The following is an 18,617-nucleotide window of genomic DNA, read 5'->3' as shown; positions in this document are numbered from 1 at the left end:
TGCCTTGGAACCTGGGCGATTTCCGCCGGATTCCACAACTGAGAATGTCCCGCCCAGCAATATCCGGTGCTCTACTGAACGCGCCCGGTCCGAATCGAAGAAGTCCTGAAACCTTAACCGCGACAACGGTTCCAGGTCCAGAACCGGGGGCTGTTTCTTACCGGACGATGTGAATCGAGGATGGCGAATGGACGATGCGGCATTCGCGGATACGCCCGCTTCTCGCTGCGTCTATTACCGGCGCACCTGTGGGCTACCGGCCGGAATACACCCAGAGGTCGGCCGGATTGTCGTGAAGGCGGGTGTGGTCGGCGGGATCACGATGCCCGGTCGGCTGGGCCAGTGGGTACGTGACGACCTGGTCTTCCGTGGGTATCCGGTCGGCCCGGTGGTCGCCCATATCCGTTCTCGCAGATGGACTTTCCTGTGCCGCCCGGATGTACCCGACGATATGCGCTTGTTCTCGGCCTTGTTCCGGCTCGACGTGTCGATCGTGCCTTTCGGCGGCGAGATCGCGCTGCCTTCGCCCGCCGAAGCGAGCGGCGGGTTTCGGCAGTGGGTGGTGGCGCCGCGCGACACGTTCCGCCCGTCCGGTGCGGTCATCGTGGATTGCGTGTTGACCTGCGCGGGCCGGAAAGGCGCGCGGTGAGCGATCGTCTGCCGACGAGAAGCCAATTGCTGCGTGCCTGCCGAGACGGGAAGCCGCTGCCCGATCATCCGGTGCTGCGCCGGGCCTGCGAACTCGCCGACCTGCATGCGCGCAGTCTCGGCGCGGTCCAGGCGGTCGTCGCCGACCTCGATGAGCAGCGCGCTCGCCTGGTCCGGGACATCGACCGCTGGGCCGAGGTGCGGCTGCCACCCGCACATGGTGGCGCCTACCTGCACACCGAGTCGCTTGGCGCGGTGATCGACCGCCTCGCCCAGCTCAGCGCCCGTGCGTACGCGGCCATGGCCGACGACGCGGAATGGGACCTCTGGTTCGCGTGGGAGCGCTTGGCCGAGTTGGCCGTCGGCTATGAGGATCTGGTCACCGAACTCGCCACGGGGCGTCGTCGGCTGCCGAACGCTGTGAGCTTGCCGTTCAACCTGCGGATACTGTGATCGGGTGGGCAGTGACGATCTTTTGGAGCTCTGGCAACGACGTTGGCCGCGGTGTCCACCGTTGGCGGATGAGTTGAAGCATGCCTATCGGGATCGGTGGGTGCGGTTCCATGGCCTGCCTGGCTCGAAGCGCTATCCAGGAACTGCTGACGAGTACGGCATCGCGCTCGACCGGTACAACACGGTCCTGGACGAGTTGTTCACCGGGCAGGAGGTCTACCTCATCACCTGCGACTGGTCCGACCATCCTGAGCCGGACGCGCGGCCCGATGACCACGCACGGTGGCATCCCGGTGCCCGCTACTGGACGTCTGTCTGCCAGAACCCCACCGAGACCGACGCCGAGTTCATCTCCTACACCCATCTGTTCGTCAGCCAGATCCCCTGGCGGCACGGCGCTGTCGACGAACTTCTGTGTGCCGTCGCCGACGACGCCACCGCAGGGGTCATGATCGCTGGTTTGTGTTTGAAGCGGATCCACCATCCCTACGATGGTGGCGCGGATGTTCTGCTGCCTACTACCGCCGCCCGTGACACGCTCATGCACCGGCACGCGCGCTGACTTTCCGATCATCCCCAAGAAGATGGCGGCAGCGAGAGGGCAGTCATAGTTACGGCCGGTGTGGTGGGTCTGGTTGTTGTGGTCACGAAACGCTGGTGGTGGCAAGGGATTACGATCGCTGTGTCGGTAGTGGCGGCGCAGTCGGCAGCCAGGGCTCTGAAGCATATGATTCAGCGGGAGCGCCCACCGGTAGATCTGTCGGTAGTTCAGGTCGGTGCGTTCTCGATGCCGTCGACCGTGGCCGCGGTGACCGCGGCTGTCACGGTCACCGCCTATCCGGCGCTGCCCTGGCCGATGGAGCGCCGGCGCTGGATCGCGGGCCTTATTGCCACGCTGGTCGTATCGATCGGTATCGCGATGGTCTACCTGGGGGCGCGCTGGCCGACCGATGTGCTGGCCGGATGGGGTGTGGGGGTCGGAGTCGCCGGGGTTGTCATGAGCCTGGCACGAGTCGCCGTCCGGCGGCCGATTCGGCGATCGTCTTCCTGATTCGGGACAAACTCGAGCGCGCAGCTCGGAATGCGCCCTGCGATCGACTGCGATGTAATCGGCCAGTTGCGGACGTTCGCGAACGCGCGCCACGCGGCAGAAGAGGATGTTTTCCGCCCAATTGCTGAGTCGAAGGCGATGTCCGTCACGGTGAGATCTTTGCTGTGAGTCGGCGGGAGTTCCTGGTGCGCAAGCACTACGACGATGACCAGATCGCCGCACTGGTCTACCTGGTCGCCATGATCAACGCCGCAACCGGCTGCTGGTGATCACCAAGACCACAGGCGGCTCCTACCAGGCCGGCACATTCGACAACGTGGCGAACTGACCGGCACACCAATCCCTGCCCGGCCCAGGACCGTTCTATCCCGGGCCGGGCCGCGCCGTATGTGCCAGTCCGGACAGCGCGATCAGCGGCATCGGCGAACGTTCGGCCAGTCCGTTCGAGCTGCGCACAGGTCTGTCGCGTGCACAGTGTCACGCTTGGACGCGAAGGCCGTCGAAGAGGAAGTCCAGCAGTGTGTGGGCTTGCTGGGTTCGGTCCGGATCTCCTTCAGTGGCAAGGGCTATCGCGTTGACGAGCTTCAGTAACTGGGGTGCGGTCAGCCCGGAACGGATCTCGCCCGCGTCCTGAGCGCGCTGCAAAAGGCCGGTTGCCGCGGCGAATATTTCTTTCCGGCACCAAGATTCGGTCGATGTGCCTATGACTGCGAGCAGCGAGGCCGCCAGGCCGCGGGTGGCGCTTCCCTGTGCGACAACGGTGTCGAGCCACAACCTGAGCGCCTCGGCGGGGGCGTGTGCCGTGGCCAAGTCGCCGGCTCGGTGGACCAGTGCCTCTATGTGGTCGTGGTGAACCGCTTCCAGTAGTGCCTGTCTGGTCGGGAAATGGCGGTAGAGCGTGGCATTGCCGACCCCGGCGGCGCGTGCGATGTCGTCCAGCGGCACCTGCGGGCCGTGTTCGGCGAAGGCATTGGTGGCGGCGGTGATGAGCCGCTCGTAATTGCGCAGCGCGTCGGCGCGGGCCGGTCTGCTCGGGGCTGGTGTCATTACACTCCGATTGCAAAACGGGGATAGTCCCCGTATCGTAGCCGACGGTTAAGCGGGGACAATCCCCACTTATTGCCGATACAGGCGAACAGCGCTACTCGAGGAGGCTGCGATGTCGGACATCGTGTTGGTTACCGGAGCGACGGGCACCCAGGGTGGCGCAACGGCTCGCGCACTGCTGGCGGCGGGTTGGCGGGTGCGTGCGCTGGTGCGTGACCCGGACACGGCGGGTGCTCGGGTGTTGGCAGAGGCGGGTGCGGAACTGGCGCGTGGTGATATGGGCGACCGAACCACGCTGGACACGGCGGCGGCGGGTGTTCACGGGGTGTTCAGCGTGCAACCGACCGTGGGATACCCTGGCACACCTCCCGGCTTCACCGTCGACGATGAACTGAGGCTCGGCCGCAATGTCGCGGATGCGGCCGCGGCAGCGGGTGTTGCTCACTTCGTTTACGCCTCGGTCGGCGCTGCGGACGCCGATCACGGCATTCGCCGCTGGCAGAGCAAGGCGGAGTTGGAGAGATACTCGACTCGGCTCGGCCTGCCGACCACCGCATTACGCCCGGTGCGCTTCATGGAGAACCAGCTCGACCCCCGCTTCGGCTTGCACGAGGGAGTACTCACCGATGTCATCCATCCGGACGTACCCGTGCAGCTGATCGCGGGTACCGACATCGGTGTCTTCGCTGCGCGGGCTTTTACTCATCCGGACGAATACATCGGAGCCGCGGTGGAACTGGCGGGCGACGAGCTGACCATGACCGAGATCACCGAGGCCATGAGCCGGTCCCTCGGACAATCGATCGAATACCGAGCGATCCCACGAGAAGCGTTGTTGGACAAGGACCCCGATGCCCTCGCCGGCTACCGGTTCGCCAACCAGGGCGGCGGCTGGAATGCCGACATCGTGTCGCTGCGGCGATGCCATCCGGAACTGCTGGATTTCACCACCTGGCTGGAGCGTGAAGGTGCATGGCAGTACTCCGCTTACACCGCCCGACACTGATGAACATTGCCGAAGACATGCGCGGGCAACTCGATCGGCGGTACTGCGTAGTGCCGGGTCCGCACGCGCCGCCCGAGATATGCACACTCATCGGCTTACCGAGCGTTCCCCAAGTGACCGGTCCCCGATGACGAGACCACCTGGTTGTTGAGTCCGGGTTGTTTTCGTCCCGATTCAGTTGATGCCGCAGGCCACCGGGTGGTGGCTGTGGGTGCAGCGGGCAGCGTACTCGGCCGGGGTCAGGTAGCCCAGCGCCGAGTGCCGATGCCGCCGGTTGTGTTCGTCCTTGAAGTCGCCGACCACCACGCGAGCCTCGAGTAGGCTCGTCCAGTGGTTGCGGTCCAAGCATTCTTTGCGCAGCCGCCGGTTGAATGACTCGATGAAGCCGTTGTTCCACGGTTATCCGGCGGAATGTAAAGCGGTCCGGTTTTCCCGGCGCAAAATCGTTGCAGCGCTTGGGAAATCATTTCCGGTCCGTTGTCCATCCGCAGCACTTTCGGTGGCCCGCCGGTCCTGGCGAACACCCGCTCGAGCTCGGTGACGAGCTTCTCAGCGGTGATTGACCGCTCCACCATGTGCAGCAGCGATTCGCGGGTGTGCTCGTCGACCATCGACGCGATCTTCACCGCCTTGCCATCGACGGTGGAGTCGAACTGAAAATCCAACGCCCACACCACCTTCGGTGCATTCGCGTCGGTCCGCGGCATCGACGACGCACCGACTCGTTTGCGTGGGTGGTGCTCACGCACCTGCAAGCCTTCCTCGCGCCAGAGCCGGTGCACCTTCTTCTTGTTCACCGCGTTGCCCTCGTCGAACCGCAACGCCGCCCACGCACGTCGGAACCCGTGACACGGATGTTTCGTGGAGTAGGTGCGCAGCCAGGCCCGCAAACCGGCGTCCGGATCGTCGGGGGTCTGCGCGGCCGGCAGCCGCCGATACGTGGACCGATGCAGCCCAACGACCTTGCACGCGAACCATTCCGACAGGCCCATCACTTGTTTGAGCATGTCCACGACGCGGCGTCCGGCCGCTGGGCTCACCATTTTCCAGTCATGATGGTGGCGGGCTCCCGCAACGCGTCCTTCTCCAGCTCCGCATCCGCCAACAGCCGCTTGAGCCGCGCGTTCTGCTCCCGCAGGTCCTTCAATTCTCTCGCCGCGTCAGTGTCCATCCCGCCGTACTGGCGACGCCAGTTGTACAACGTGGCCGCCGACACCTCGAGCTCCGCGGCGATCTGTTCACCCGTCTGCCCGCGGCGGCGAGCTCGTCGGCACGGCGCAGCTTCCGCACGATCTCCTCCCTGGAATGCCGCTTCCGTCCAGCCATACCTCTCATCGTCCCTTCCAGCCCTCACCAGGGCCAACAGGACTCTAATACCGGGTGGTCTCATTCATTGGGAACGGGCAAGGTGCTTCGCCCACATGTGTGGTGGATCGTCTAGACTCGTATCCACAGCTACCGGTCCGGGATGATCTGTCCCCGATGCGGACGCGGCGTGTGAATGCGCGTCACCGCTTTCTCCTCTCTGTTTCGGATGAAACTCATACGGCAAGGAGCGGTACATGACTGCACGATCCACGACGATCAATGAGCCGACTCTGCAAGACAAGGTCACATACCAGCTGTGCGAGTACGCGAATCTGGTCAACAGCATCAGCAAAGAAGACAGCGACCTGGAGGGGACGCTCTATCAGAAGATCCAGCAGTATCTCGACACCAACCAGGAGGTCATCGGAGGGTGGGAGATCGTATGGGGTCCCGGAGTCGCGCTGTTCGACACCGACTTGTACGCGGTCAACGCCCTGTACATGGTGCGAAGCACCGAGGATCGCTCCCGGTACGTGATCGCCATGGCCGGCAGCACCGACGCACTGGTGTTCGACTGGCTCGTCGAGGACTCCTTCATTCTCCAGACGCCGTGGTTCGCGAATAGCGCCGCCTTGCACACGATCGGCACGGCCATCGGGGTGAAAACCCTTACGGGTATTAAACCCTCCGGCCACCGTCCCGGGGCCGGTCACACCTTGCCCGAGTTCCTGAGCACGCTCGGCGACAAGGCGATCGACCTGACCGTCACCGGCCACAGCCTCGGCGGTGCCCTATCACCCACGCTGGCCCTGTTCCTGCGCGACACCCAATGGCTATGGGACAATTCCGAGAAAGCCAGGATCAGCGTGCTCTCGACCGCCGGACCGAGTTTCTGCAATCAGGAATTCGTCAACTACACCACCCAACGCCTGCAACGAGTGCAGCGCTACGCCAACGACCTCGACATCGTCCCGCACATGTGGAACCCGCCCGACATCGATAGCGCCAAGGCTCTCTACTCCAAGGACAACCAGCCTGCTCCCGATGGTATGAAGGTTGTGTTCGACTTGCTCGAGATGCAGGCGTCCGTGTCGGGCCAATATGCACACTTCGACCCCACCACCGGCGTGTTCCAAGGCACGTTCAACGATGAGATAAATCAAACGCAAGGCTCGACGCCAGACGATTTGTACTTGCAACAGGTCGGGTACCAGCACATAGGCGGCTACCATGAGTTCTTCGAAATCAAAGGCGTCCAGTGGCCGCAGGGCGTCGTAGCCCTCCCGCCGGTCGGCGCCGACACCGTGATGGGCCGCATCCTGGCCTCGGCCGGTGTACCGCTTGGCGACGGTGCCGGGAAGGTACTGGCGAACCGTCGGCCGGTAACCGTCCCGATCAACGGACAGCCCGTGGAGCTGCCCACCGACCGCGACAGCCCCGAAGCCAAGAAACTCGTGGACCGCGTCACCGCCGAGTTCGACCCCACCGCCGCATGAGCTGATGCCCCCGGGCCCCGCACTCGGTGGCACGCGAGCTTCAATCCGGTACAGCGCGAAAGCGCTCCAACGGCGCAGGACGTGGCGGTCGATTCCGGCGGGCAGCTCGGCGGCAACAGATCAGTCGACGAGGTCCAGCGTCGGTCTCGGCAGTCGGCCGCCACGACTGGTCGCGCGGGTCTCTCCTGCACGTCGTTGTGACCAGTCCCCGATAAGGCGACCACCCGGCATTGGAGTCCGGGTTGTTTCGTCCGGATTCAGTTGATGCTGCAGGCCACGGGGTGGTGGGTGTGGCTGCAGCGGGCAGCGTACTCGGCAGGGGTCAGATAGCCCAGCGCCGAATGCCGATGCCGTCGGTTGTGTTCGTCCTTGAAGTCGCCGATCACGACGCGGGCCTCGAGCAGGCTCGTCCAGTGGTTGCGGTTGAGGCACTCGCTGCGTAACCGCCGGTTGAACGATTCGATATGGCCGTTGTTCCACGGCGTGCCGGGCGGGATATAGACGATCCCTACCCGGTCGGCGCAGAACTGTTGCAGCGCATGGGAAATCATTTCAGGACCGTTGTCCATACGCAGCACCTTCGGTGGCCCAGCGCGCGCGGTGAACACCTCCTGCAACTCGGCCACCAGCCGCTCGGCGGTGATCGAGCGCTCCACCAGGTGAAGCAGCGATTCACGGGTGTGCTCGTCGATCATCGAAGCGATCTTCACCGCGCGCCCATCCGTGGTGGAGTCGAACTGAAAGTCCAACGCCCACACCACCTTCGGTGCATCCGCATCAACCAGCGGCGTAGTCGAGCACCCCGCCCGCTTGCGTGGCGAGTGCGCCCGCACCTGCAAGCCTTCCTCCCGCCAGAGCCGGTGCACCCTCTTCTTGTTCACCTGCGAGCCCTCATCGAACCGCAGCGCCGCCCACGCACGCCGGAACCCGTGCCCTTGATGTTTCGTGGCATAGGAACGCAGCCAGACCCGCAACCCGACATCCGGATCGGCGGGGGTCTGCGCAGCTGGCAGCTGCCGATACGTGGACCGATGCAGCCCAACCACCTTGCACGCGAACCGTTCCGACATGCCCATCACCTGTTTGAGCATGTCAACAGCCCGCCGCTTGCTGGCCGGGCCTAAAATTTTCCCCTCGCGATCTCCCGCAGCGCGTCCTTCTCCAGCTCCGCGTCCGCCAGCAGCCGCTTCAACCTCGCGTTCTGCTCACGCAGTTCCTTGAGCTCCTTCGCGGCATCGGTGTCCACCCCGCCGTACTGGCGGCGCCAGTTATACAACGTCGCCGCCGACACTCCCAGATCAGCAGCGATCTGCTCACCCGTCTGCCCAGCGGCAGCGAGCTCGTCGGCACGGCGCAGCTTCCGCACGATGTCCTCCGCGGAATGCCGCTTACGTCCTGCCATGTCCCTCAGTGTCCCTTCCAGCCCTCACCAGGGCCAACGGGACTCTAATACCGAGTGGTCTCATTCATTGGGAACGGGCCAGTTGCGTCCGCGGTCTGCGCGAAGCCGGACCAGATCGATCACCTCGTCGCCGAGCAGGATCACCTCCCGTGTCCCCGGCGCAGCGGATTGCCGTGCCCGCCGATAGGCGTCGGGACCCTTCGCGGCGTGCCTGAATGAGGCGCAGAACCCAATTCCACCACCGGAAGCCGGTATGGGAGTGACCAGGCTGCGGCCGATCACGTCTTGAATAATGTGGCGGCCATCGGATTCGCCCTGAAGGCTGCCGAGGAGAGTTCCACCGCTCGGCGCGGGACCGAACAAGAAGGGCGATGAGATTCCGCGTGCCGAACGTGTCGGCGGAGCCCGTCCGGCGAGGCCACGCCTGGCCCAGGCGAGCCAACCTCTGACCTGCGGACCGAATTCCACAGAGATCGGGTGGGAATCCGCAGGTCAGGGCACTGACATCATGGGCAGGAACTCTCACTCGGATGTGAAATTCCGGACACCTCGGCAGCCTCGCCAAGCGCGAGAACATCCACAACGCCCTGCCCGATTCGCCCACTGACACCCTGCGGCAGCACTCCCGTTGCCGGAGGTCGGCATCCGAAACCGACGGCGCCAACCACTGACACCCAGCGGGAAAACGCCACCTCGACGAGGTGACATCCTCCTGGGAACCCTCAGATAGCCCCAACCACCGACATTTCTCCGTCTTGAAACCAAGGATTCGAGACACCGCCTCACCCCTGTCGATGCCCGGCCGCTCGCGTTCCACGCGAGGTCAGGTACAGACCACAGCGAAGGTCCGACGGCGCGTTCAGTGATGCGCACTTGTGATAGCCAATTACAATAAGTCGGGCCGAAATCGTTGCGGGACCGATCTCGTGGAGGCGTCATGAGTAGAGCTTTGATCATCGTCGACGTACAGAACGACTTCTGCGAGGGCGGTTCGGTGGCCGTCGCGGGCGGCGCCGCGCTGGCCGAACGGATCAGCGAATATCTGCGGTCCAGCGACTACGCCGCGGTCACCGCCACCCGCGACTACCACATCGATCCCGGTGCACACTTCTCCGACAACCCGAACTTCGTCGACACGTGGCCGCCGCATTGCCGGATCGACACCCCCGGTGCCGACTTCCATCCGAAGCTGGATACCGCGCCGATCGACGAGGTCTTCTTCAAGGGCGCCTACGCTGCGGCCTACTCCAGGTTCGAGGGCGCCACCGAGGACGGCACGGGCCTCGCGGACTGGTTGCGCACCAAGGGAATCGACACCGTCGACGTCTGCGGCATCGCCACCGACCACTGCGTTCGCGCCACCGCCATGGATGCCCGCACCGCCGGGTTCGACACCCGGGTGCTCCTGGACCTGTCCGCCGGCGTCTCCCCCGCCAGCATCGAACGGGCCCTGGACGAACTCCAGCAGGCGGGCGTGGAGATCGCCGGGAGCATCGACGGGTGACCGACACCGCTCATCGGGCCGTCGTGTGCGAGTCCCGTAGCCGACCCTATTCTGGGGGGTCGGAGTAGCGGCGTCGAGACGTGCGACGCTTCGGCGGCGGCCGTCCCGCCCGGTTTTCGGCCGGTCGGCGACCCCAAACCCGACCCGACACACAGCATCGCTCGACCGATGCGCCGGTTGAGGTGCCTATTTTCACGCTCACAACCGGGCCGCCACAACGCCAGACAATGCCCAGATTCACGCCGAAACGACGACGTCAGAATTCACGCCCGGAGCCGTCTGGAGGGGGCGGCTCGGGAAGCTATCTGTGGTAGCGGTCGACATGTTCCCACGTCGGGTAAGCCTCATATACTCGCTGGACGGTGGTCGGACCCGCAAAAATGGTCCTTTGTGCATCCCGCAGTAGCGCAACTGAATGCAGTCATGCCCCCTCCACCACTGCCTCCTATAGTCGCACCACCGTGGGTGGAGATCGAGGAGGCTATGGGTTTCCGGTTGTCACAGGACTTCCGGGATTTTATCAACCTGTACGGTGACGGCGAGATCAACCATGAATTCTGCGTTTTTTATCCGGCCGGGCAGCGACACTTCGCGCTGTCTTTGACGCTTCTGCTGGATCATGCCGAGGAGCTGAACAGCTACGGCGTTTTCGAGTCGTACGGCGATCTACCTTTCGCCGGGTATCCCGCGCCGGGCGGTCTGTTGCAGTGGGGCAGCACCTACAACGGCGACATGATCTGTTGGCTGACCGAAGGCGACAACCCCGATGACTGGCCTGTCGTCGTGGTCTTCCGTCACATCGTGGATCCGTCGTGGCGACGGTTCGACGGCGGTATGGCCGAATTCTTGTTCAGCCTCGTCACCAGCACGTTCGAACTGTCGACAGCGCTGATCGGCGATCCTCCCGGCGGCGCGCGATGGACCCGTCACCGAGACTGGGAGCACGACTACGGAGACCCACCGACCGCGCTCTACGGTTCCTTCTACACCGAGGACGGTCGGCCGCTGTTCCCCCACGGCCGGAAACTTCCCTGCGGTGCCCTGGTGCCGCTGCAGTATCGAGAGGGCAGCGGTGGCGACCAGGAGTTGTACGGGCGCACTGGCGAGGTTCGGACACTTGTCGAACCCGACTCCGAAAGCCCCGAAACGACGATCAAACTGGCGGGCGGCGGTTTGGCTCCGGGGATGGCGTACCGGGTTTTGGCCTCCGTCGCCGTCGGTGTCGATGATGTGCCGGGAACCGTTGCGCTGGAACTGCTCTGCGACGGGACGCCGATACCGGCCAGATCGACGTCCGTGGACGTCGAGCCCGGTCAGACGACCAGAGCCTCTGCCACGGCAGAGGCCGAAATTCTGGTGGCCGCCAACTCTTCACCGGTGTCGGTTCAGCTCCGTATCGTGAGTAGCCCGAACAATGCCGATATCACGGTAGAAGACCTGTACCTGCACGTCAACGGCACTTTGGCAGCTGGCTAGGTCAGAACAGGGTGTCGCGGACTCGCAGCGGCCGGTAGTCGGTCGGGCCGAGCGCTGCAAGTTCGGCGTCGATGTCGACCTCGATGGCGCCGAAGAAATTGATGTTCTCGCTATGCGCCGGGGAGATGTGGGATAGCACCTCGTCGTCGATGCGGCGACCGGCTCGCCGCATCTGCTCGACCGCGAGCCCGTAATACTCTGTCGTCCAGGCGATCACGGCGTTGGTGGCGAGGGTGAGACACCAGGCTTGTTCGGTCTGGGCTTCCAGGTGACGCGCCCGGAACGCTCCTTCGTGGGCGTAGATGAGGTCGCGTTTGAGGGCGTGGATGGACCCGGGCACAAGTGTAGATCCATCTCCGAAGTGTCACAGAAATTTCGGGCGCCGGTAGTTCGACTCCTCGAGACCATGTCCGGGTCCAGGCCGGCGCCTCAGATCAGTCCATGAGGCACGCTTGCCCGAAGAGGGCCTTCAGCTCGCCCATGAGTGCCGGGGATGTGGTGACGCGGAAGCGGGGGGCGATGGCGAGGAGTTGCGGGCCGTTCTTGCCGATCAGTCTGATCCGTACCTCTGTCGGGCCCGGATGACGTTGCAGGGTTTCGCGGAGTGCGCACACATTCCGGTGGGTGCAGGCGGGGACGGAGATCGTCACTGTGATCGGTTTGTCCTCGGATAATCCGGCCAGGTCGGGAAGCGTGACGTGATCGCCGAGTATGGACAGACGGTTGTCGCGAATGCTGACGTGTGCGGTGATCAGTACGATTGCGTCTTCGGCGAGGGAGGTGGCCGCGGCCGCGTACGCGGCGGGGAAGAACAGGATCTCGGTGCTGGCATCCAAGTCTTCCAATCGCACGATCGCCCAAGGTTCTCCCTTCTTCGTCACTCGTCGATCAATCGCGGCGACGATGCCTCCCACGACGACCTTGTTCCCGTGCGGTACTGGGTTTTCCGTGAGGGCTGCGATGGAAATGTCGCAGCGTGCGGCGAGCAGGTGGGCCACTGTGTCGAGGGGGTGCCCGGAAACATACAGCCCCAGCATTTCCCGTTCGGATCCCAGGAGCTGTTTGCTGCCCCATTCTTGGTCGGGTACTGGTATCTCGAACACGGTGGCGGTCGTGTCGGGTTCGTCGGTGTCGGTGGCGAACAAATCGAATTGGCCTCGCGCTGCTGCCTTTTTGGTGGTCATGGCCGCGTCGATGGCTTCGGCGTGTATCTGGTACAGGCCCTGGCGGGAGTGGCCGAGGGAGTCGAAGGCGCCTGCCTTGATCAGTGATTCGACGACTTTCTTGGCACACGCGGTGGTGTCGACTTTGGCGAGGTAGTCGGAGAAGCTGGTGAACGCTCCGCTGAGTTCTCGTGCGCGGATGATGGACTCGACGACCGGTTCCCCCACGTTGCGGATGGCGCCGAGTCCGAAGCGGATGTCGTCTCCCACGCTGGAGAAGGTGCCTGCGGATTGGTTGGCATCGGGTGGCATCACCCGTATACCGCGTTTGCGGCAGTCGGCCAGATAGATCGCGGATTTGCCTTTGTCGTCGCCCACGGAGGTGAGCAGGGCGGCCATGAACTCGGCGGGATAGTTCGCCTTCAGGTAGGCGGTCCAGTACATCACCAGGCTGTAGCCGGCGGCGTGCGACTTGTTGTAGGCGTAGCCGGCGAACGGCAGCACCGCTTCCCAGAGCGCCGTGATGGCCGCTTCGCTGTATTGATTGTCCAACATGCCTTTTCGAAAGTTCTCGAACTCCATGGCCAGTACTTCCGGTTTCTTCTTCCCCATCGCGCGGCGCAGCAGGTCGGCCTGTCCGAGTGAGTACCCGGCCACCCGTTGCGCGAGCTGCATGATCTGTTCCTGGTAGACGATCAGCGCATAGGTTTCGGCCAGGATGTCGCGCAAGGGTTCGTCCAGCTCGGGGTGGATGGGAGTGACCGCTTCGCGTCCGTTCTTGCGGTCGGCGTATGCCCAGTGGGCGCCGACGCCCATCGGGCCGGGCCGGTACAGGGCGTTGGAGGCCACCAGATCGTTGAATTCGGTGGGTGCCATCCGCAGCAGCAGCTCCCGCATGCCGGCCGAATCCATTTGGAACACACCGAGGTTGTCGCCGCGGGCGAGCATGGCATAGGTGCGTTCGTCATCGAGCGCAAGGGTGTCGAGATCGATGTCGACATCGCGGTTGGTGCGGATGTTGTCCAGGCAGTCGCCGATCACCGTCAGGGTGCGCAGTCCCAGGAAGTCCATCTTGAGCAATCCGATGGCCTCGCAGGACGGGTAGTCCCAGCCGGTGATGATCGCACCGTCCTGCGGGCGTTTCCACAGGGGGACGACATCGAGCAGTGGTTCGCTGGACAGGATGACGGCACACGCATGGACTCCGGTGCCGCGGACCATTCCTTCCAATCCGACGGCGGTGTCGTAGATCCGGCGCAGGCTCGGGTCGGTGTCGATGAGCGCGCGTACTTCGGAGGCTTCGCCATAGCGCTCGTGCGTAGGGTCGGTGATGCCGGACACCGGGATGTCTTTGGCGGCCACCGCAGGCGGCAGCGCTTTGGTGATGCGATCGGCGACGGCGAACCCGGGCTGGCCGAAATGCACCCGTGCCGCGTCCTTGATCGCGGCCTTCGTTTTGATCGTGCCGAAGGTGATGACTTGCGCGACCTTGTCGGCGCCCCACCGCTCGGTGGCGTAACGGATCATCTCCCCGCGTCGGCGGTCGTCGAAATCGATGTCGATATCGGGCGCCGACGGTCGTTCCGGGTTGAGGAATCGTTCGAACAACAGTCCGTGTTCGATCGGATCGATGTTGGTGATCGCCAGCGCGTAAGCGACCAATGAGCCGGCCGCCGAGCCACGGCCGGGCCCTACCCGGATCCCTACCCGTCGGGCGTGCGCGACGAGGTCGCCGACCACCAGGAAGTACGCCGGAAACCCCTTGTCGCGAATGATGTCGAGCTCGAACTCCGCACGCTCGCGATACCTGGCGGCAGCACCCGACGGAAACCGCCAGCGCAAGCCCGCGTCGACCTCGCGACGCAGCCAGCTGTCCTCGGTGTGGCCCTGCGGAACCGGGAACATCGGCATCCGGTCGCGGAACTGCCAGATCGCGTCGTAGGGCTCGATTCGTTCGGCCACGGCGAGGGTGGCGTCACACGCGCCGGGGACCTCGTCGTCCCACAGAGCCCGCATCTCCGCCGCCGACTTCAGGTAGTAGCCGTCGCCGTCGAATCGGAAACGGTTCGGATCCGAGAGCGTCTTGCCGGTCTGCACACACAGCATCGCCTCGTGCGCGGATGCCTGCTGACGCAGCACGTAATGGCAGTCGTTCGTCGCCAACGGCGTCAGACCGACCTTCTCGCCGACCGCCAGCAGATCCTCGCGGACCCGGCGTTCGATCGTCAGTCCGTGGTCCATCACTTCGAGGAAGAAGTTCTCCGGACCGAAAATCTCCCGCCACCGCCCGGCGGCCTTGTAAGCCGCGTCGAACTGTCCCAGCCGCAATCGGGTCTGCACCTCACCGGACGGACAGCCCGTCGTCGCGATGACGCCCTCGGCGTGCTCGGCGATCAGCTCGGCATCCATGCGCGGCCACTTCCCCAACTGTCCCTCGAACGATGCCAACGTCGACAGCCGGAACAGATTGCGCAGGCCGACGGCATTTGTGGCGAACATCGTCATGTGCAGGTAGGCGCCCGATCCCGACACGTCGTCAGCCTTCTGCGACGGATCACCCCAGAACACCCGCTTGCTGGAAAACCGGGACTCCGGCGCGATGTACGCCTCGATCCCGATGATCGGCTCGACCCCGGATCGTTGGGACTGGCGAAAGAACTCCGCGGCTCCATACATGTTGCCGTGGTCGGTCATCCCCACCGCCGGCATGCCCAGACGCTCGGCCTCGGCGAACAGCGGACCCATCTTCGCCATACCGTCCAGCATCGAGTACTCGGTGTGGTTGTGCAGATGGACGAAAGACGCGCCTGTCATCGGATCACCTGTGTCCCGAACGAGAGCGACATCAGCTGTCCGGTTGTCCGAACAGCTGAGTCGCTATTGATTTTCGGCACAATATGACCAGTTGAGACCGCACTAGTCGAACAAGAGACACGCTAGTATTCACAACCGATGGTTGTGCTAAGGGAGAGTGATGACAGATCTTGATCTGGGAGCCGTTCGGGCGTTCGTCGCCGCTGTCGACCAGCGGCAATTCAGCCTTGCCGCCGATCTGCTCGGAATCAGCCAGCAGGCGATCTCGAAGCGCATCACCAAACTCGAAACCCAACTCGGCACAATGCTGTTCGAACGGGTACGCACCGGAATCAGGCCGACAATCGCCGGTGCCAGGCTATTGCCGCATGCCAGATCGCTACTGGCCGCCGCCGACGAGGCGGTCATGTCGATACGAGACAACCCGGGCCCACTACGGGTCGCCGTCCTCGGTGAGCGACAGGTCGCGATGCAATCCCTGCGGTTCTACCTCGACCGCCATCCCAGCGCCGACACCGAGATCGTCCTGTCGAACGCCTTCACCACCTCACGCGATGCGCTGCTCAGCGGCCGCGCCGACGCGGCCTTCGCCCGAGCGTACGGCGGCCCTCGACCGCTTCCGGATGTGATCGCCTCCGCCCCAGCGTATTTGGAGCCCTTGCACCTACTGGTCGGACGCGACCATCCGCTGGTCTGCCGATCAGCCGTCACCCTCAGTGACATCGGCGCTTTCCGGGTCTGGGTGCCCGGTGCCTCGGTTCCTTCCGAATGGTCCGACTACTATCAGGATCTCAGCGAATTCAGCGGCATCGCCATCGACACCACGCGGCGAGCCGAAGCGCTCGGAGAAGTCGACAGCACAGGTGGGCCGGCTGCCATCGACATCCTGATCGACCGGATCGCCGCCTCCGACACCCTGGCCACCTTCAGTGGCGACGGCTTCATAGCGCCATGGCACCCACACATTCGGCGCGTACCCATCGTCGACCCCATCCCGGCGTACCCGCATGCCCTGCTGTGGGACAACACCAATACCCACCCCGGCCTACCTCACCTGATCAGCTACTTCCGGGACAGCTACAACAGCGACGTCGCAGCCGATTGCTGGATACCGAACGCCGACCGCGCCCTCTTCCTGAGCAACTCGCTGTAGCTACGGGCCACAGGAAAAGGATCGATCCAAAGGCTGCGATGATCATTGCGAATAAAGGCGCGTTCGGAGAGCTGGCGGCGTTTCGCCAGGAATTCTATCGGCCCGCGCGGCCGAATCAACCCCGATGCAGGGTGGCGCTGAGATGGTGCTGCAGCGGTTCGCCCACTGCCGCCATGCGCAATGTGTAGTCGATCGTGTCGCCGGACAGGCGGATCGTCCGACCGAGTGCGGTCACGAATTTCGCGGTGCTGCTGCGGCCGATGCTGGTGGAGTTCAATTCCATCTGCACATGGTCGCCGTCGACGGTGAGCGAGCCCTCGCAGATTTCGGTGATCCCGGTGGGGTGGGCGAGGATCAATTCGACGCGGTCGGGCCGTGGGCAGCGTAGATAGCCGGTTTCGGCGTGCATCGGGCGCCCGCCGTCGCCGGCGCGGGTCTTCTGCCGGTAGGTGAGGAACGGACGGCCCAGATGGCCGAATCGAATTTCCTCGACATAGCCGAATGGCTGAATGGTCGGGTATTCACCATGTCCTTCGCCGCGCCACGTGCCGAGCAGTGGTGCGAGCAAGGCGATATCGGGATGCAATGCTATCGGCGATTGGGTTTGGACCACGGCGCACAGCCTAAACCCGTACTTCGTGGGCCGCTCTGTTAGTCCAGAAATTAGTTCGCGCTAAGGTTAGCATCGCCTAATCGCCAAGGGTGGTGTGTGGTCGGAAAGGAACAGGAAAGTTGAACGGACGCTGGAGTGTGTTGCGCCGCGGCGGTGCGCCGCGGTCGCGGGCCAGGAACGGTCTGCTGCGGGTGTCGGTGCTGAGCGTGGCGCTGGTCGCCGCCGCCTGCTCGGACTCGGACGCCGACGAGGTGCCCGGTCTCGACGGCAACAAATACGTCCAAACCAATCTTGCCGCCAACGAAGCCGATTACAACGCGGAGTTCACCTTCCCCGACATGGTGAACGCCTGGGGTCTGGCCGACCGGCCGAAGGGTGCGGGTGGGCACTTCTGGGTCGGGGCGGGCGGCAAATCGTTCCAGTTCGTCGGTGACGTCACCGAGTCCGCGGACCCGCACGTGCAGAAGCTCGTCCAGGACCCGCTGAAGATCGTCACGATCCCCGGCGCGGACGCCGACACCTCGGACAGCAGTGCGGGCAAGACCACCGGCGTGGTGTTCAACCCGGCGCCGATCACCTCCGACCTGTTCGTCGTGCGCGACCAGCCGGTCGACGTGGACGGCGCGCCGCAGCTGCTGAACGGCTCGGCGCGGTTCATCTTCGCCACCGATTCCGGCAAGATCTCGGCGTGGACCGAGCAGGGCCTCGACGGACAGATCGTGCGGCGGGACGGCCCGGCCAACCTGGTCTTCGACGGCCAGCCGCAAGGCATGCAGTTCTTCGGCATCGCGCTCGCCCCGTCCGGCGACACGCTGCTCGCCGCCGATTTCGGCACCGATCCGCAGGTCCGGATGTTCGACAGGAACTGGCAGCCGATCCCGACCGTCGGTTTCGCCAACCCGTTCGCCACCGGCGACGCCATCGACGCGGCCGCGCCGGAAAAGGGCAAGAAGGCCAAGCCGGGCGACCCCGCCCCGTTCAACGTCGCCACCGTCGGCAACCGCGTGTTCGTCTCCTACGCCGCCACCAAGCCCGACGAGAAGGACGCGACCGAGTTCGACGCGGGCGAGGAGGATTCGCTGGACAAGGACCAAGAGAAGGACACGAACGGCAAGCCAGACAAGGGCAAGGTCGCCGAGTTCGACGCCAACGGCAAGCTGGTCCGCATCCTGGACGACGGCAAGCACCTGAACGCGCCGTGGGCGGTCACCCTCGCGCCCGAGGACTTCGGCCCGCTTGGCGGCAAACTGCTGGTCGGCAACTTCGGCGGCGCGGGTCACGTGGTGGCCTACGACGACATCACCGGCAAGTTCGTCGACTACCTGCGTGACGGTGACGGCAAGCCGGTCGCGGTGGAAGGACTGTGGGCGCTGATGTTCGGCAACGGTGAAAGCCTCGGCGACGCCGACTCGCTCTACTTCACCGCGGGCCCGGAGGACGAGAAGGACGGCCTTTTCGGCAAGTTCCGTTCGAAGTAAGCCTG

Annotated in this window: 14 protein-coding genes and 2 pseudogenes; 10 read left to right on the top strand and 6 right to left on the bottom strand. The window is 64.4% G+C overall.

The window, feature by feature from the left end; genetic code table 11:
* The first annotated feature begins 187 nt into the window (after nucleotides 1-187).
* The 4 genes from OHB12_RS14465 to OHB12_RS14450 all read left to right on the top strand — a co-directional run bounded on the left by OHB12_RS14465 (nucleotide 188) and on the right by OHB12_RS14450 (nucleotide 2,152).
* On the top strand, nucleotides 188-649 hold the full coding sequence (locus OHB12_RS14465; protein ID WP_327119792.1) for a DNA-directed RNA polymerase subunit beta: 462 nt from the start codon (nucleotides 188-190) through the stop codon (nucleotides 647-649).
* Entirely contained in the window at nucleotides 646-1,101 is a 456-nt protein-coding gene (locus tag OHB12_RS14460; protein ID WP_327119791.1) for a DUF4254 domain-containing protein, read from the top strand. Before OHB12_RS14465 ends, OHB12_RS14460 begins: the two co-directional genes overlap by 4 nt.
* Before the next feature lie 61 nt (nucleotides 1,102-1,162).
* A complete protein-coding gene (locus tag OHB12_RS14455) occupies nucleotides 1,163-1,663 on the top strand; it encodes a DUF3885 domain-containing protein (protein WP_327119790.1) in 501 nt (166 codons plus the stop codon).
* A 60-nt stretch (nucleotides 1,664-1,723) separates the two neighbouring features.
* Complete coding sequence (locus OHB12_RS14450) at nucleotides 1,724-2,152, top strand: phosphatase PAP2 family protein (protein WP_327119789.1); 429 nt, start codon at nucleotides 1,724-1,726, stop codon at nucleotides 2,150-2,152.
* 477 nt (nucleotides 2,153-2,629) lie between these two features.
* On the opposite strand, the gene OHB12_RS14445 is transcribed toward OHB12_RS14450, so the two are convergent.
* Entirely contained in the window at nucleotides 2,630-3,199 is a 570-nt protein-coding gene (locus OHB12_RS14445; RefSeq protein WP_327119788.1) for a TetR/AcrR family transcriptional regulator, read from the bottom strand.
* A 112-nt stretch (nucleotides 3,200-3,311) separates the two neighbouring features.
* Between OHB12_RS14445 and OHB12_RS14440 the strand changes: the two genes are divergently transcribed.
* Nucleotides 3,312-4,205 carry an NmrA/HSCARG family protein gene (locus tag OHB12_RS14440; protein WP_327119787.1) on the top strand — a complete coding sequence of 298 codons (894 nt, stop codon included), beginning with the start codon at nucleotides 3,312-3,314 and terminating at the stop codon, nucleotides 4,203-4,205.
* 174 nt (nucleotides 4,206-4,379) lie between these two features.
* Here the strand turns inward: OHB12_RS14440 and OHB12_RS14435 are convergent.
* Nucleotides 4,380-5,531 (bottom strand): annotated as a pseudogene (locus OHB12_RS14435) (IS3 family transposase).
* 236 nt (nucleotides 5,532-5,767) lie between these two features.
* On the opposite strand from OHB12_RS14435, the gene OHB12_RS14430 reads away from it, so the two are divergent.
* Nucleotides 5,768-7,009, top strand: coding sequence for a lipase family protein (locus tag OHB12_RS14430; RefSeq protein ID WP_327119786.1), 1,242 nt, complete (start codon nucleotides 5,768-5,770; stop codon nucleotides 7,007-7,009).
* A gap of 257 nt (nucleotides 7,010-7,266) precedes the next feature.
* Here OHB12_RS14430 and OHB12_RS14425 read toward each other — a convergent pair.
* A protein-coding gene (locus OHB12_RS14425) for an IS3 family transposase (RefSeq protein WP_327109662.1) occupies nucleotides 7,267-8,411 on the bottom strand; the annotation gives its coding sequence in 2 pieces (ribosomal slippage) (nucleotides 7,267-8,135 and nucleotides 8,135-8,411; 1,146 coding nt in all).
* A gap of 937 nt (nucleotides 8,412-9,348) precedes the next feature.
* Here OHB12_RS14425 and OHB12_RS14420 point away from each other — a divergent pair.
* Together OHB12_RS14420 and OHB12_RS14415 are read left to right on the top strand one after the other, a co-directional pair.
* A complete protein-coding gene (locus OHB12_RS14420) occupies nucleotides 9,349-9,915 on the top strand; it encodes a nicotinamidase (RefSeq protein WP_327119785.1) in 567 nt (188 codons plus the stop codon).
* 168 nt (nucleotides 9,916-10,083) lie between these two features.
* Nucleotides 10,084-11,391, top strand: a complete 1,308-nt coding sequence (locus OHB12_RS14415; protein ID WP_327119784.1) for an SMI1/KNR4 family protein — start codon at nucleotides 10,084-10,086, stop codon at nucleotides 11,389-11,391.
* 1 nt (nucleotide 11,392) lies between these two features.
* Here OHB12_RS14415 and OHB12_RS14410 read toward each other — a convergent pair.
* Together OHB12_RS14410 and dnaE are read right to left on the bottom strand one after the other, a co-directional pair.
* A pseudogene (locus OHB12_RS14410) lies at nucleotides 11,393-11,722 on the bottom strand (Tn3 family transposase); the annotation flags it as partial.
* Between the two features lie 103 nt (nucleotides 11,723-11,825).
* Nucleotides 11,826-15,368 carry a DNA polymerase III subunit alpha gene (gene dnaE / locus OHB12_RS14405; RefSeq protein ID WP_327119783.1) on the bottom strand — a complete coding sequence of 1,181 codons (3,543 nt, stop codon included), beginning with the start codon at nucleotides 15,366-15,368 and terminating at the stop codon, nucleotides 11,826-11,828.
* A gap of 160 nt (nucleotides 15,369-15,528) precedes the next feature.
* Between dnaE and OHB12_RS14400 the strand changes: the two genes are divergently transcribed.
* Nucleotides 15,529-16,521, top strand: coding sequence for a LysR family transcriptional regulator (locus OHB12_RS14400; protein ID WP_327119782.1), 993 nt, complete (start codon nucleotides 15,529-15,531; stop codon nucleotides 16,519-16,521).
* 115 nt (nucleotides 16,522-16,636) lie between these two features.
* On the opposite strand, the gene OHB12_RS14395 is transcribed toward OHB12_RS14400, so the two are convergent.
* Nucleotides 16,637-17,134 (bottom strand): peroxynitrite isomerase, encoded by a 498-nt coding sequence (locus tag OHB12_RS14395; protein ID WP_327119781.1) that lies wholly within the window; start codon nucleotides 17,132-17,134, stop codon nucleotides 16,637-16,639.
* Nucleotides 17,135-17,334: 200 nt separating this feature from the next.
* Here OHB12_RS14395 and OHB12_RS14390 point away from each other — a divergent pair, with 200 nt between their 5' ends.
* A complete protein-coding gene (locus OHB12_RS14390; RefSeq protein WP_327121120.1) occupies nucleotides 17,335-18,612 on the top strand; it encodes a TIGR03118 family protein in 1,278 nt (425 codons plus the stop codon).
* The last annotated feature ends 5 nt before the right edge of the window (nucleotides 18,613-18,617 follow it).

This window comes from Nocardia sp. NBC_01730 (assembly GCF_035920445.1).
In the GTDB taxonomy this organism is placed as follows: Bacteria; Actinomycetota; Actinomycetes; order Mycobacteriales; family Mycobacteriaceae; genus Nocardia.
This window is presented reverse-complemented; position numbering and strand designations above follow the sequence as displayed.